The sequence below is a fragment of the Ensifer sp. LC11 genome, from assembly GCF_001695835.1.
Lineage (GTDB): Bacteria > Pseudomonadota > Alphaproteobacteria > Rhizobiales > Rhizobiaceae > Ensifer.
The window spans coordinates 1-13,231 of record NZ_MBSO01000033.1; the positions used below are offsets into that span (position 1 = coordinate 1).

The window sequence follows — 13,231 nt, forward strand, 5'->3', positions numbered from 1 at the left end:
ACGATCGTGCTGTCGATCATCAGATACTGGTTGTCTCGATCAGCCGTCAGCGCCTCGAACACCCGCTCCCAGGCGCCGGCATGGCACCAGCGGCTGAAGCGCTTGTGCACCGTTTTCCACTTGCCATAGCGCTCCGGCAGGTCGCGCCAATGCGCCCCGGATCGCAAAATCCAAAGGCAACCATTGATAAACAGGCGATTATCCGAGCCTGTGCTCCCCGGATCGCCGATCTTGCCCGGTAACAAAGACGCAATCTTCGCCCACTGCCCATCGCTCAGCTCGTACCGCTTAACCGCCATGCAGACCTCCGTGCTTCAACACGGTGTCCTATGAATCAGCCATCGGCTGATTTGGGAATCCTGAATGTCGATCCGACCTAGGCCGGTGCAGCAGCTTACGCTCAAGCGCCGAACGCCGCCGGTCGTTGACCCGCGGCGCTCTTGGCTTTGAGGGCTCGCCTCGTCGCTGCGTGGTTACCGTGAACGGGCGCGCGGGCCCGGCTCCACCATCTTGCGATAGAGATGCCAGGTGGCGTGACCGAAAATCGGCATGATCACGGCGAGGCCGACGAAGACCGGTATCGAGCCGATCACCAGACCGGCGGCGATGATGAACCCCCACACTGCGACGGGCACCGGATTGACGAGGGTCGCCCTGATCGACGTTTCGACCGCCGAAACTGCGCCGACATCACGATCGATCAACAGCGGGAACGACACGACCGACGTCGACAGCACGATGACTGCAAAGACGAAGCCGACTGCATTGCCGACGAGGATCAGGTTCCAGCCCTGGTCCGTACCGACGATGCCGTTCCAGAAGGCGGCGATCGAATCCGGTGGTGTGGTTCCGAAGATCTGCACATAGAGCGCCTGCGCGACCAGCAGCCAAAGAATGAACACCACAAAGAGCATGGCCGCCACGGCCATGATCGAGGGCAAGGCTGGAGAGCGATGCAGGCGAAGCGCATGCGGCCACGAGTAGTCCATGCCCAGTTCACGCCGTCGGCTGATTTCATAAAGGCCGATCGCCGCCACCGGGCCAATCAGGGCAAAGCCTGAGGCAAGGGGATAAAGCAGCGGCAGCATGTTGGCTCCCGCGCTCCAGGTGATCAGGACGGCGCCGGCAATCGGGTAGATCAGGCAAAGAAAAACATAATGCGATGGCTTTTCGCGAAAGTCGTCAAATCCGAGGCGTAAGGCGTCAAATACATCCGCGACGCCAATCTTCTTTATTCCGGGATGGGCGACACTCGCGTCCGCTCCCGAAAGGACATGGAATGTTGTCATGGCTCACACTCCTCAACGAACCGAGCGGCCACGGAACAGCAATGCGGCGAAACCAAGCCGCACCACCCGCGACCGTCAGCCCGATTATACAGAAAATGAAACCGCTGTCGCCTTCCGGATGTTTCCCTAAATCGCCACCGTTCCAAGAACGTAGCCTGCAGTGCATTAAAGTGTCATGGCGACCTTCGCGCATCTTGGAGCAGGCGCGACGCTCAAGACCTTGACTTCGGCGCCTTTCAGCGCCAAATCGCGGCCACCATGAAAGTTTCAGACGCCCATATCCTCATCGTCCCAGGTTACACAAACTCCGGACCGGAGCACTGGCAGACCCGCTGGGAACGCAAAATGTCGTCCGCGCGCCGCGTTGAGCAGGCGGAGTGGGCAAAGCCCGTGCGCGACGATTGGGTGGCGCGAATGGTCGAAGAGGTCAACGCGGCAGAAAAGCCCGTGGTAATCGTAGCGCATTCGCTTGGTGTTGCGACGGCCGTGCACGCCCTGCCCCATTGCACGAAGCCGATCGCAGGCGCGTTTCTCGTCGCCCCTCCAGATGTGGCCAACCCGGCCATCCGGCCGAAGCATCTGATGACCTTCGGGCCCTATCCGCGTGATCCGCTCCCCTTCCCGTCGCTGATGGTCGCAAGCCGCAATGATCCGTTCGGTTCCTACGATCATGCAAGCGATATCGCCAACGCCTGGGGCTCGCTGCTCGTCGATGCCGGAGAATCCGGTCATATCAATACGGAGTCCGGGCATGGGCCGTGGCCGGAGGGAACGATGGTGTTTGCCCAGTTCCTCAGCCGCCTGAAGCCCTAAGCCATCGGGTCGACCTGTTGACGCCTTATTAATCCGACGTTCATTGTCCGCGGTCATCATCGACGGGCATGGCAGCGTGGCGTGTGCCTTTGATGATTCCGGCGCTGTCTAACCTTGATTTGCGGTCCGGTTGCCCGGCTCTTGCAGCTTGGCGGTGTGGCCGCAGACACTGGACGTAGGATAAGTGACCGCAAACGAAGGTCTCACCCAAGGCGCGCATCGTGCACCGGCGCATTCGGATGCTCTGACGCAGGCCAACCTGGAGCGGTTGCCGGCAGGCGCAATCGTTGTGGACATTCACGGACGGATCCTTGCAGCCAATTCCCGCGCCGCCGAACTGCTCCTCCGCCCACCGTCCCAGTTGCGAAACGCGTTCCTGCGTGACCTTGTGCCGGACGAGGCCCGGCCGCTTCTCCCCCCACGGGGAGCGTTAACGTCTCCTGAGACGATCCAGTTCCTCGGCCCCGCCGGCTGCCTGCCGATGCTCGTTGCCTGCTCGCAGGCGCGTTTCGGCGAACAGGATGACTGGTTGCTCTTGCTGCTGCCGGTCGATCATCTCGTCAACGAAATTGCCGGCCTAAGGAGCGACGAGACCCGCTGGAAATATGCGCTCGACAGCGCGCTTGAGGGCGTTTGGGACCACGATTTCGAAACCGGAGATCTGTTTTACTCAGCCACCTGGAAGCGTCTTCGCGGCCTGCCCGACGATGCAGCCGTCGACGGCGCCCTTGAAACCTGGATCCAGAGCGTTCATCCGGACGACCATGCGCATGTGCGCGCCGCAATCGAACGGCAGGATTCCGGCGAGGCCATCTTCAACACCTTCGAGTATCGTGAGCGCCACGCGGAAGGTCATTGGATCTGGATTGAAAGCCGCGGTGCGGCTGTGGCCTATTGGCCCGACGGCCGCCCCAGTCGGATCATTGGAACGGATACGGACATCACTGCCCGCAAGGAGGCGGAAGCCAGGCTCGAAGAGGTCTCGCGCCGGCTGCGGCTCGCCCTTGGCGTGTCGAAGATCGGCGTGTTCGATTTCAATCTCGACCTGAAGCGCGACGACTGGGATGAGCGCATGTTCGAGATCTACGGCCTTGACCCGGCCGAGGGGGCACCGAGCTCCGAGGTCTGGGAAAACTGCCTTCACCCTGATGATCGCGATGCCGTCATCATCAGGACCAACGAAGGCATCGCTTCCGGAAAACCCTATAGCAACGCCTTTCGCATCGTCAGGCCGGACGGTTCGGTCAGGCATGTCCGTTCGAATGCCGCGACCTACGTTGATCATCTCGGCGCTCGCAAGCTCATTGGCGCCAACTGGGATGTCACGGAAGACATTGCCCGGCAGGAAGAGCTGCGCCGGGCGCAGGCCTCTGCCGAGGCGCGCAACCGCGAACTTGAGCAAGCGCGCACAAGGATCGAATACAACGCGCTGCACGACTATCTGACAGACCTGCCCAACCGCCGATATCTGGATCAGATGTTGACGGAGAACGTTGCGGTCAACGCCATTCTGCATATCGATCTTGATCGGTTCAAACAGATCAACGACACGCTCGGCCACCAGGCCGGCGATGCGATGCTGACGCATGCAGCCGCCATCCTTCGTGCGCATGCTCGTCACGACGATTTCATCGCCCGTATCGGCGGCGACGAATTTGTCGTTCTCTGCCGCAGAAACCGCAACTTGCCGCAACTGACCGAGCTTGCCGAGCGGATCGTGCATGCCTTCCGCCGTCCCATCCCCTATGACGGCCAGCTGTGCCGTCTCGGCGCAAGCATCGGCATTGCCTGGAGAGGGCATGACGATTTCGATGCCAAGCAACTGCTGATGAATGCCGACATCGCGCTCTATCGGGCAAAGAGCCTGGGGCGCGACCGGGTCGAAGTGTTTTCCGAGCTCATTCAAACCCAGATCCTGACCGCCAAGAGGATCGGAGACGACATCCGCCAGGCGATCGAGGAAGGGCAGTTCACGGTCTACTATCAGCCGCAGTTCAATGCGCGCTCACTGGAGATAACAGGCGTCGAGGCCCTGGTGCGATGGAACCACCCGGAAAGGGGCATTCTTGCGCCCATCCATTTTCTCAAGGTTGCCGAGGAGATCAACGTGTTGCCGGCGATCGACCGGAAGGTCGTGGAGCTTGCCTATGCCGACTTTCAATCCTGGAAGCAGGCGGGTCTCGCCATTCCCAAGATTTCGGTCAACATGTCGTCTCCGCGCCTGCGCGATCCCGGGTTGATTGCCGACCTCGGCGCCATGCGGATCCTACCCGGTGTTCTTTCCTTCGAGCTGCTTGAATCGATCTTCCTCGATGATCCGGAAGATGAAATCGCCGAAACGATTTCGGCCCTCGGGAACCTCGGTATCGAAGTCGAGATCGATGATTTCGGCACCGGGCATGCGTCGATCATCGGCTTGCTCAACCTCAACCCGGCACGGCTCAAGATCGACAGAGCGCTTGTTGGCCCGATCACTGAAAGCACAAAGCAGGCCAAGCTTGTTCGAGCGATCATCGACATTGGTCATTCGCTCAACATCGAGGTCGTCGGCGAAGGCGTCGAAACCTGGGAACATGCAGCGATGCTGCGCGATCTTGGCTGCGACGTGCTGCAGGGTTACGCGCTCGCGCGGCCAATGGACCGTCCGGAGCTGGAGCAGCGTTTGCGCCGCGGATGGAAACCGGCTTTCGGTGGTGCGGACAAATAAAAACCGCCCGACCTGATGGGCGGGCGGCAATTCATCGGCGGCGCAAGCGCCTTGGGCTTACTTGCTCTGGATCTGCTGAATGGCTTCGCCAAGAAGCTCGAGCATCCGCGTGCGGATCTGCTCTTCCGTCTGAGCAACACCAGCTGCGTCGAAGTCCGCCTTGATCTTGCGCACGACGTCTTCGTGGCCAGCCTCTTCAAAATCCGCAGCGACAACTTCGCTGGCATAGGCTTCGGCGTCGGCCTTGCCGAGCAGGCCCGCAGCCCAGAGACCAAGAAGCTTGTTGCGGCGCGCTTCGGCCTTGAACCGCAGTTCCTCATCCAGCGCAAACTTCGCTTCAAAGGCTTTTTCGCGATCCTGCATCGTCGTCATCTATCGATCTCCCTGAGAATTCCATGCCGGAAACAGTTATCGCCATAAACCAAAACGGTCGTCAAACTGCAATGCGAAGTTTTCTGGTTTGATGACTTTCGTGTTACCCTAAGCAAATCAGGGGACTGGAAGACGCGCCGATTGTTAAATCCGTTCTTTTCAGCTAAGGACCCGCTAGAGATACTCCACGTGCGCGACCCAAGAGCGCCAAAAACACAGAGACAACATCCATGAATCGTCGCCGCCGTATCTACGAGGGCAAGGCAAAGATCCTCTATGAGGGTCCGGAGCCGGGCACGCTGATCCAGTTTTTCAAGGATGACGCGACCGCCTTCAACAAGAAAAAGCATGACGTCATCGACGGCAAGGGCGTGCTGAACAACCGGATTTCCGAGTACATCTTCACGCATCTGAACCGAATCGGCATTCCGACACATTTCATCCGCCGCCTCAACATGCGTGAGCAGTTGATCAAGGAAGTCGAGATCATTCCGCTTGAGATCGTCGTGCGCAATGTTGCCGCCGGATCGCTGGCAAAGCGTCTCGGCATCGAGGAAGGCACGGTGCTGCCCCGCTCGATCATCGAGTTCTACTACAAGGCCGATGCGCTCGAAGACCCGATGGTCTCCGAAGAACACATCACCGCCTTTGGTTGGGCGAGCCCGCAGGAACTTGATGACGTCATGGCGCTCGCCATCCGCATCAACGACTTCCTCTCCGGCCTGTTCCTCGGCGTCGGCATTCAGCTGGTTGACTTCAAGATCGAGTGTGGCCGCCTGTTCGAAGGCGACATGATGCGCATCATCCTCGCCGACGAAATTTCGCCGGACAGCTGCCGTCTTTGGGACATTGAGACCAAGGAAAAGCTCGACAAGGACCGCTTCCGCCGCGACCTCGGTGGCCTCGTTGAGGCTTACCAAGAAGTCGCCCGCCGTCTCGGCATCATGAACGAGAACGAACCCGTGCGCGGCACCGGTCCGGTTCTGGTGAAATAACTTCGGGGAAATTCAAAGTGATCAAGGCACGTGTAACCGTGACGCTGAAGAACGGCGTTCTCGATCCGCAGGGCAAGGCAATCGAAGGCGCGCTCGGCGCACTCGGCTTCGACGGCATTGGCCAGGTCCGCCAGGGCAAGGTCTTCGATCTGCAGATCGAATCGGCAGATAAGGCCAAGGCCGAGGAAGACCTCAAGGCCATGTGCGAAAAGCTGCTCGCCAACACCGTGATCGAGAACTACAGCATCTCGTTCGCCTGATCTGTCTGAGGGCTAGGGCCGATGTCGGCGCAAGATCGGGATACGGCGGTATCGAAGTTCATGAGCTATGTTCTGCGGCATGCGCCGCAGGAAGCGGGGCTGGAACTCGATAGCCAGGGCTGGGTCGCCTTTTCGGATCTGACCACAGCCATCCGCACCCGCTTCGACATCGGCAATGAGGATCTGCTGCGGCTCATCGAGCAGAACCCGAAGAAGCGCTTCACCCTTGCAGGCGGTCGGATCAGGGCCGCTCAGGGCCACAGTGTCGCCGTTGACATCGGGCTTGAGGCACAGGTCCCGCCCAAAGTGCTGTTTCACGGCACGCAGGCAGACAGGATTGCGGCGATCATGGACGCCGGCCTTCTGAAGATGGAGCGTCAGCACGTCCATCTCTCGATGGATCCGGCGACAGCGAAAACCGTTGCGAAGCGTCGCCGTGGCCAAACGGCGATCCTGAAAATAGATGCCGAGCGCATGCATTCGGACGGCGGGGTATTCTTCCTGTCGGAAAACGATGTATGGCTCACCGAAACTGTAAAGCCAGAATACATCTCGCCGCTTACGGAGACAGAGTTATGAAGTCAGCCGTCGTCCAGCTTCCGGGCCTCAACCGCGACCGCGACATGATCGCGGCCCTCACCAAGATTTCCGGCAAGGCGCCCGTCACCGTCTGGCAGACGGAAACGGATATCCCCGATGTCGATCTCATCGTCATTCCCGGCGGCTTCTCCTATGGCGACTATCTGCGTTGCGGCGCGATCGCTGCACGCATGCCGGTCATGCAGGCGATCAAGGCCAAGGCGGAAAAGGGCGTCAAGGTTCTCGGCGTCTGCAACGGCTTCCAGATCCTCGTCGAGGCCGGCCTGCTTCCGGGCGCGCTGATGCGCAACGCGTCGCTGAAGTTCGTCTGCCGCGAGATCAAGCTCGAAGTGGTCAATGCCGAAACCGACTTCACCCGCGCCTACTCCAAGGGCCAGGTGATCCGCTCGCCGGTCGCCCATCACGATGGCAACTACTTCGCCGATGCCGAGACGCTGAAGACGATCGAAGGCAATGGCCAGGTCGTGTTCCGCTACGCTGAAGGCACCAACCCGAACGGCTCGATGAACGACATTGCCGGCGTGATGAATGCGGAAGGCAACGTGCTCGGCATGATGCCGCATCCGGAAAACTTGATCGAAGCCGCGCATGGCGGTTCCGATGGTCGCGGCCTTTTCGCCTCTGCACTTGAAGTAATCGCTGCTTAACCATCCGGCTGATAGAAGGCGTCCCGATCACCCCTCACACGAGCGAGACCGTCGATGCCTTCTTTCCTTCCTGGACGCCTCACCGGCCTTGCCTGCGCTTCGTTCGGGCTTGCCCTTCTCTCCTCGTGCCAATCGCCGAAGCCGCCGGCTCCAAGCCCGAACACGGCAGCGCTGCCGACCATGGAGCGCGTGGCGCTCGGCGCCAATAGCTGCTGGTTCAAATCCGGCGATCCCGCCTTCAAATCCTATCGGCTGGCACCGGAGCTCAATTCCTTCTCCGGCCGCCCGCGCATCCTGATCGTACCGCGCAAGTCCCCGGAAGCCCGTCCGCTCGCCGTCGTTCAGGCCGAGGGCAATCCGGCCCGCCTGCAGGCTTTCGGGCCGTTGCTGAGCGAACCGGTCGGGACCCGCATGGCCGCCGATATCAGACGCTGGGCCGCCGGAAGCCAGGGCTGCAAGTAAGCCTCTCCTGACTTGCTGAACGCATCGTAAGAGCCGGTCGACCCGAACAGGTCGCCGGCTCTTTTCGTCGTCGGTGGTCTACGGCGCGCCTCGGCCTACCGCCAGAACGGTACCGCCGATTCCTGGCGTGCATCCTTCTCGTTGACCCCGATATCCTTGAGCTGCCAGTCGCTCATCTCACCGAGCGCCAGCCGGCTGCGGCGCTTTGCTGCCAACTCGCAATAGAACCCCCACAGCCGCTTCAGAAGACTTTCCCGTTCTTCCGAATAGTCGCCGCCAAACAATGTGCTGGCGCTTTTGGTGGACTTCGCTTCGACGCGGGACAAACAAATTGTATCGATTGTACTCATTGATAACCCCAATGCAGCGATTGCTATCGTTGTATCGGTGATAATTGACATAATTCGCGCTGTAATCTAAAGAATTGTCACTATGACAAATTGGCTCCCGGACATTCAGCAAGGTCACGGTCCGCTTTACGCGCGGATTGCCGATCAGATCGAGCACGCTATCGGCAACGGCGCCCTGCCCGTCGGTGCCAAATTGCCACCCCAGCGCAACCTCGCCTATGATATCGGCGTGACAATCGGAACGATCGGTCGCGCCTACAATATCGTGCGCGAGCGTGGGTTGGTCAGCGGAGAAGTCGGACGCGGCACCTATGTGCTTGATCATCCCGAGAGCCGCCCGCCCGAGCAGTCCGATCCGCTCACAACTTCCCTCGCCGGCACGCGACCGCTCGTGGCGCCGGCCGGCAAGCTACGGTTCGACAGCACAGCCGCGCCGGATATCGGCCAGGGCACGGTCTTGAGCGAACTGCTGAGTGAGATCAGCCAGGCGCATCATGCCGATATCGCCAGCTATGCCCGCAATTTTCCGGATCATTGGTTCGAGGCCGGCTGCCAATGGCTGGCGCGCGGCAGCTACCGGCCGAAGCCGGAAAACATCGTACCGACCCTCGGCGCCCACGCGGCCGTCGTTGCCGTTATTGCCGCTGTCACGGCGCCCGGCGATCGCATCGCCTTCGAGACACTCACCTACTCCCAGGTCAGCCGCAGCGCCGGCCTCATCGGCCGCCGCACCACGCTGGTCGAAACGGACGCATTCGGCATGATCCCGGAGGATTTCGAGCGCGTTTGCGCCCAGCAGCATCCGAAGCTCGCCTTCCTGATGCCAAGCGCCCACAACCCGACGGTCGCGATCATGCCGCTGGCCCGTCGCCAGGCGATCGCCGACATTGCCCGCAAGTACGGCGTCTGGCTGGTCGAGGATGATCTCTACGGCGCCATGACAGGCGACCAGACGGCGCCATTGGCCGAGCTTGCGCCCGAGCGCACCTTTCTCGTCGGCGGCCTCTCGAAGTCGGTTGCCGCCGGTGTTCGGGGTGGCTGGGTCGCCTGCCCGCCGCATTTCAGCCAGCGCATCCGCATTGCCCACAAAATGGTGAGCGGCGGCCTGCCGTTCATCCTGGCGGAGCTTTGCGCCCGCCTCGTGCTCTCCGGCTCGGCGGCGATCCTGCGCGCCAAAGGCATCGAGGAGGTCCGCGCCCGCGAGGCAATGGCGCGCGAGGTGTTCGACGGCATCGAGTTCACCTCGCATCCCTGCATCCCCTTCCTCTGGATGAAATTGCCTGATCCTTGGCTGTCGGGCACCTTCAAACAGGCGGCGCTCCAGGACGGAGTGCTCGTCGATGACGAGGACGAGTTCAAGGCCGGGCGTACCGACCGCGTCTTCCACCGCATTCGCATCGGCTTCTCCTCGCCACGCGACCGCGCGGAGGTAAGGGGCGGCTTCCAGGTGCTGAAGCGACTGCTCGACAGCGGGCGCGCCGGCTATGACAGTTTCGAGTGACTAACGAAATCGACGGGGTGACTTTCGGGCAAGGTTACGCAACATACTGTTTTAGCAGTTTTGCGCACATGATTCGCCCTAAGGATTCCGCATGCCGCTATCGTCCAGCCCGGTCCGCTCACGTCACGTCGCCACCTGTCTCTTTCTTTCCGCAGTCACCTTCCCCAACGCGTCGGCTTTCTCCGCCGACGGTGTTTTCGACGAGATGCGCTTCGGCGTGACCACGTCGATCGCCGATGGGGACAAACAGGAAGATGGGGTGTTTCCGTCCTTCACCGTCTACTTCGACCCGTTCGACGCCGATGGGGCAACCGATCTTGGCGAAAGGCTTCTGCGGCCGCGCATCCATGCGGGTGGGGCGGTGGCAACATCGTCCAGCGGGGTCAACCAGGCCTATGCCGGCCTGAGCTGGACCTTCGATATGACGAAGCGTTTCTTCGTCGAGTTCGGCGCCGGCGGCACGGTTCATGACGGTGACCTCGACAACGCTGATGGTTCCGGTCCCCAACTTGGCTGCCGATTCCTCTTCCGCGAATATGCCGCCGCCGGCTACCGCCTCGACGAGCATTGGAACGTCGCGGCAACTGTGGAACATGCTTCGCATGCCAATCTGTGCGATGGTCCGAACAACGGCCTGACGCACGCCGGATTGGCGCTCGGCTACAAGTTCTGACGCAGACCGCTGCACCGGCCGTCTGCAAAGCTCCATACGGGCGTCAACCGCTGTTGATCGCCCGTATTTTTCTGTCGCGCCGCGCCGCAGCATAGGCTAAAGAAGCCGCAAAGCGCCCCCTGTGTCTGTTGCGGTTCGCACGCGCCATATTCCTCCTCAAGTGGATTGCGCGCCGCCCGAAGGATTTGACGGTCGACGATGACGATTTCCAACACCCGCCCCATCACCCCGGACCTCATCGCATCGCACGGGCTGAAGCCCGACGAATATGAGCGCATTCTCGGCCTGATCGGGCGCGAGCCGACCTTTACCGAACTCGGCATCTTCTCGGCGATGTGGAACGAGCACTGCTCCTACAAGTCCTCGAAGAAATGGCTGCGCACGCTGCCGACCAAGGGCCCGCGCGTCATCCAGGGTCCCGGCGAAAACGCCGGCGTGGTCGATATCGATGACGGCGATTGCGTCGTCTTCAAGATGGAGAGCCACAACCACCCGTCCTATATCGAGCCCTATCAGGGTGCTGCGACCGGTGTTGGCGGCATCCTGCGCGACGTCTTCACCATGGGCGCTCGTCCCGTTGCAGCCATGAATGCGCTGCGTTTCGGCGCCCCTGATCATCCGAAGACCCGCCACCTGGTATCGGGCGTTGTTGCCGGCGTCGGCGGCTACGGCAATTCCTTCGGCGTCCCGACCGTTGGCGGCGAGGTCGAGTTCGACGCCCGCTACAATGGCAACATTCTCGTCAACGCCTTTGCAGCCGGCCTCGCCAAGAGCGACGCGATCTTCTACTCCAAGGCTGAAGGCGTCGGCCTGCCCGTCGTCTATCTCGGCGCTAAGACCGGCCGCGATGGTGTCGGCGGCGCGACGATGGCCTCTGCCGAATTCGACGAGTCGATCGAAGAGAAACGCCCGACCGTCCAGGTCGGCGACCCCTTCACCGAAAAGTGCCTGCTCGAAGCCTGCCTTGAGCTGATGCAGACGGGGGCCGTCATCGCCATCCAGGACATGGGGGCAGCCGGCCTCACCTGCTCGGCCGTCGAAATGGGCGCCAAAGGCGACCTCGGCATTGAGCTCAACCTCGACACCGTACCGGTGCGCGAAGAGCAGATGACCGCTTACGAAATGATGCTGTCGGAAAGCCAGGAGCGCATGCTCATGGTGCTGGAGCCCGCCAAGGAAGAAGTCGCCAAGGCGATCTTCGTCAAGTGGGGTCTCGATTTTGCGATCGTTGGCAAGACCACCGACGACCTGCGTTTCCGCATCCTGCACCAGGGCGAGGAAGTCGCAAACCTGCCGATCAAGGAACTCGGCGACGAAGCGCCGGAATATGATCGTCCCTGGACCCCGGCCAGGACCGCAGCGCCGCTGGCAACCAACGACATCCCGTCAGCCGACGTTGCCGACGCGCTCGTCACGCTCGTCGGTTCGGCCAACAATTCGTCGCGCCGCTGGGTCTACGAGCAGTACGACACCTTGATCCAGGGCAATTCGCTGCAGCTGCCGGGCGGCGACGCCGGTGTGGTGCGCGTCGAAGGCCACGCCTCCAAGGCGCTCGCCTTCTCGTCCGACGTCACGCCGCGCTATGTCGAAGCCGACCCTTACGAAGGCGGCAAGCAGGCGGTGGCTGAATGCTGGCGCAACCTGACGGCAACCGGCGCCTTGCCGCTGGCTGCCACCGACAACCTGAACTTCGGCAATCCGGAACGCCCTGAAATCATGAGCCAGCTGGTCCATGCCATCAAGGGCATCGGCGAAGCCTGCACCGCGCTCGACTTCCCGATCGTCTCCGGCAACGTCTCGCTCTACAACGAGACCAACGGCCAGGCGATCCTGCCGACCCCGACCATCGGTGGCGTCGGCCTGATCAAGGATTGGTCGAAGATGGCGCGCATCCGCTTTGCGGCTGAAGGCGAGACCATCCTGCTTGCCGGCGCTCCTGCCGGCCTCGGCTCGCACATCGCCCAGTCGGTCTACATGCGCGACATCCACGGCCGCACCGACGGCCCGGCGCCACATGTCGATCTGGCGCATGAGCGCAAGGTTGGCGATTTCGTTCGCGGCCTCATCGTCGATGGCCTCGCGACCGCCGTGCACGATTGCTCGTCGGGCGGCCTGGCACTCGCCGTTGCCGAGATGGCGATGGCTTCGGGCATCGGCGCAACGGTCGACGCTGTCGCTGGTCACGATCCGATCGCCACTTTCTACGGCGAAGATCAGGGCCGCTACGTCGTGACGGTTGCCGCCGGCGCGCTCGACGCGGTTGCCGCGCGCGCGAAGGCCGCCGGTGTGTCGCTGCCCGCCATCGGCAAGACAGGTGGCGCCACCGTCAAGCTCGGCGATGCCAAGGCGGTTTCGGTCGCTGACCTGCGCTCCTCGCACGAAGCCTGGTTCCCGGACTTCATGCAGGGCGACCTCGCTCCCGAAAACTAAGAAACCGGTGACAGGAGCCGCCGCAAGCGGCTCCTGTCACGTTCCACGCGCGCCTCCAACGGCGCTGTTTGTGGAGGCGCCGTGACGCGCCATCATTAGATGCTTTAGCCGTCGACCGCTCTCTTCCCTCAC

At 61.7% G+C, this 13,231-nt stretch carries 14 protein-coding genes; 10 read left to right on the forward strand and 4 right to left on the reverse strand.

Annotation, left to right across the window (positions count from 1 at the left end; all coding sequences use genetic code 11):
- Together BBX50_RS21075 and BBX50_RS21080 are read right to left on the reverse strand one after the other, a co-directional pair.
- Positions 1-299: IS5 family transposase (locus BBX50_RS21075; protein WP_065777288.1), on the reverse strand; the 299-nt coding region annotated here is incomplete at its 3' end.
- Between the two features lie 174 nt (positions 300-473).
- On the reverse strand, positions 474-1,289 hold the full coding sequence (locus BBX50_RS21080; RefSeq protein ID WP_065777289.1) for a DUF2189 domain-containing protein: 816 nt from the start codon (positions 1,287-1,289) through the stop codon (positions 474-476).
- 258 nt (positions 1,290-1,547) lie between these two features.
- Between BBX50_RS21080 and BBX50_RS21085 the strand changes: the two genes are divergently transcribed.
- Positions 1,548-2,102, forward strand: a complete 555-nt coding sequence (locus BBX50_RS21085; RefSeq protein WP_065777290.1) for an alpha/beta hydrolase — start codon at positions 1,548-1,550, stop codon at positions 2,100-2,102.
- A 184-nt stretch (positions 2,103-2,286) separates the two neighbouring features.
- Complete coding sequence (locus BBX50_RS21090) at positions 2,287-4,809, forward strand: EAL domain-containing protein (protein ID WP_065777291.1); 2,523 nt, start codon at positions 2,287-2,289, stop codon at positions 4,807-4,809.
- 57 nt (positions 4,810-4,866) lie between these two features.
- On the opposite strand, the gene BBX50_RS21095 is transcribed toward BBX50_RS21090, so the two are convergent.
- Entirely contained in the window at positions 4,867-5,181 is a 315-nt protein-coding gene (locus BBX50_RS21095; protein ID WP_065777292.1) for an ATPase inhibitor subunit zeta, read from the reverse strand.
- A 230-nt stretch (positions 5,182-5,411) separates the two neighbouring features.
- On the opposite strand from BBX50_RS21095, the gene purC reads away from it, so the two are divergent.
- From purC to BBX50_RS21120, 5 genes are read left to right on the forward strand one after another with little or no spacing between them, the layout of a single operon-like run.
- Complete coding sequence (gene purC, locus BBX50_RS21100; protein WP_065777293.1) at positions 5,412-6,176, forward strand: phosphoribosylaminoimidazolesuccinocarboxamide synthase; 765 nt, start codon at positions 5,412-5,414, stop codon at positions 6,174-6,176.
- Positions 6,177-6,193: 17 nt separating this feature from the next.
- Positions 6,194-6,436, forward strand: coding sequence for a phosphoribosylformylglycinamidine synthase subunit PurS (gene purS, locus BBX50_RS21105; RefSeq protein ID WP_034794427.1), 243 nt, complete (start codon positions 6,194-6,196; stop codon positions 6,434-6,436).
- 21 nt (positions 6,437-6,457) lie between these two features.
- A complete protein-coding gene (locus BBX50_RS21110; protein ID WP_065777294.1) occupies positions 6,458-7,015 on the forward strand; it encodes an RNA 2'-phosphotransferase in 558 nt (185 codons plus the stop codon).
- Positions 7,012-7,683, forward strand: coding sequence for a phosphoribosylformylglycinamidine synthase subunit PurQ (purQ, locus tag BBX50_RS21115; protein WP_065777295.1), 672 nt, complete (start codon positions 7,012-7,014; stop codon positions 7,681-7,683). The genes BBX50_RS21110 and purQ overlap by 4 nt, the downstream gene beginning before the upstream one ends.
- Positions 7,684-7,737: 54 nt before the next feature.
- Positions 7,738-8,145 (forward strand): hypothetical protein, encoded by a 408-nt coding sequence (locus BBX50_RS21120; RefSeq protein ID WP_065777296.1) that lies wholly within the window; start codon positions 7,738-7,740, stop codon positions 8,143-8,145.
- A gap of 95 nt (positions 8,146-8,240) precedes the next feature.
- On the opposite strand, the gene BBX50_RS30565 is transcribed toward BBX50_RS21120, so the two are convergent.
- Positions 8,241-8,546: a DUF1127 domain-containing protein gene (locus BBX50_RS30565; protein WP_244513211.1), complete on the reverse strand. Its 306-nt coding sequence runs from the start codon at positions 8,544-8,546 to the stop codon at positions 8,241-8,243.
- A gap of 31 nt (positions 8,547-8,577) precedes the next feature.
- Between BBX50_RS30565 and BBX50_RS21130 the strand changes: the two genes are divergently transcribed.
- The 3 genes from BBX50_RS21130 (at position 8,578) to purL (ending at position 13,099) form a co-directional block, all read left to right on the forward strand.
- Positions 8,578-9,996, forward strand: a complete 1,419-nt coding sequence (locus tag BBX50_RS21130) for a PLP-dependent aminotransferase family protein (protein ID WP_065777298.1) — start codon at positions 8,578-8,580, stop codon at positions 9,994-9,996.
- Positions 9,997-10,087: 91 nt separating this feature from the next.
- Positions 10,088-10,669 (forward strand): acyloxyacyl hydrolase, encoded by a 582-nt coding sequence (locus BBX50_RS21135; protein WP_065777299.1) that lies wholly within the window; start codon positions 10,088-10,090, stop codon positions 10,667-10,669.
- Between the two features lie 198 nt (positions 10,670-10,867).
- The gene (purL, locus tag BBX50_RS21140; RefSeq protein WP_065777300.1) at positions 10,868-13,099 is read left to right on the forward strand and encodes a phosphoribosylformylglycinamidine synthase subunit PurL; all 2,232 of its coding nucleotides are present in this window, start codon (positions 10,868-10,870) and stop codon (positions 13,097-13,099) included.
- Positions 13,100-13,231: the final 132 nt, after the last annotated feature.

Coding starts and splice junctions, on each gene's coding strand:
- BBX50_RS21080 (WP_065777289.1), bottom strand. CDS start 1,289: ATGACAACATTCCATGTCCTTTCGGGAGCGGACGCGAGTGTCGCCCAT.
- BBX50_RS21085 (WP_065777290.1), top strand. CDS start 1,548: ATGAAAGTTTCAGACGCCCATATCCTCATCGTCCCAGGTTACACAAAC.
- BBX50_RS21095 (WP_065777292.1), bottom strand. CDS start 5,181: ATGACGACGATGCAGGATCGCGAAAAAGCCTTTGAAGCGAAGTTTGCG.
- purC (WP_065777293.1), top strand. CDS start 5,412: ATGAATCGTCGCCGCCGTATCTACGAGGGCAAGGCAAAGATCCTCTAT.
- BBX50_RS21110 (WP_065777294.1), top strand. CDS start 6,458: ATGTCGGCGCAAGATCGGGATACGGCGGTATCGAAGTTCATGAGCTAT.
- purQ (WP_065777295.1), top strand. CDS start 7,012: ATGAAGTCAGCCGTCGTCCAGCTTCCGGGCCTCAACCGCGACCGCGAC.
- BBX50_RS21120 (WP_065777296.1), top strand. CDS start 7,738: ATGCCTTCTTTCCTTCCTGGACGCCTCACCGGCCTTGCCTGCGCTTCG.
- BBX50_RS30565 (WP_244513211.1), bottom strand. CDS start 8,546: ATGTCAATTATCACCGATACAACGATAGCAATCGCTGCATTGGGGTTA.
- BBX50_RS21130 (WP_065777298.1), top strand. CDS start 8,578: ATGACAAATTGGCTCCCGGACATTCAGCAAGGTCACGGTCCGCTTTAC.
- BBX50_RS21135 (WP_065777299.1), top strand. CDS start 10,088: ATGCCGCTATCGTCCAGCCCGGTCCGCTCACGTCACGTCGCCACCTGT.
- purL (WP_065777300.1), top strand. CDS start 10,868: ATGACGATTTCCAACACCCGCCCCATCACCCCGGACCTCATCGCATCG.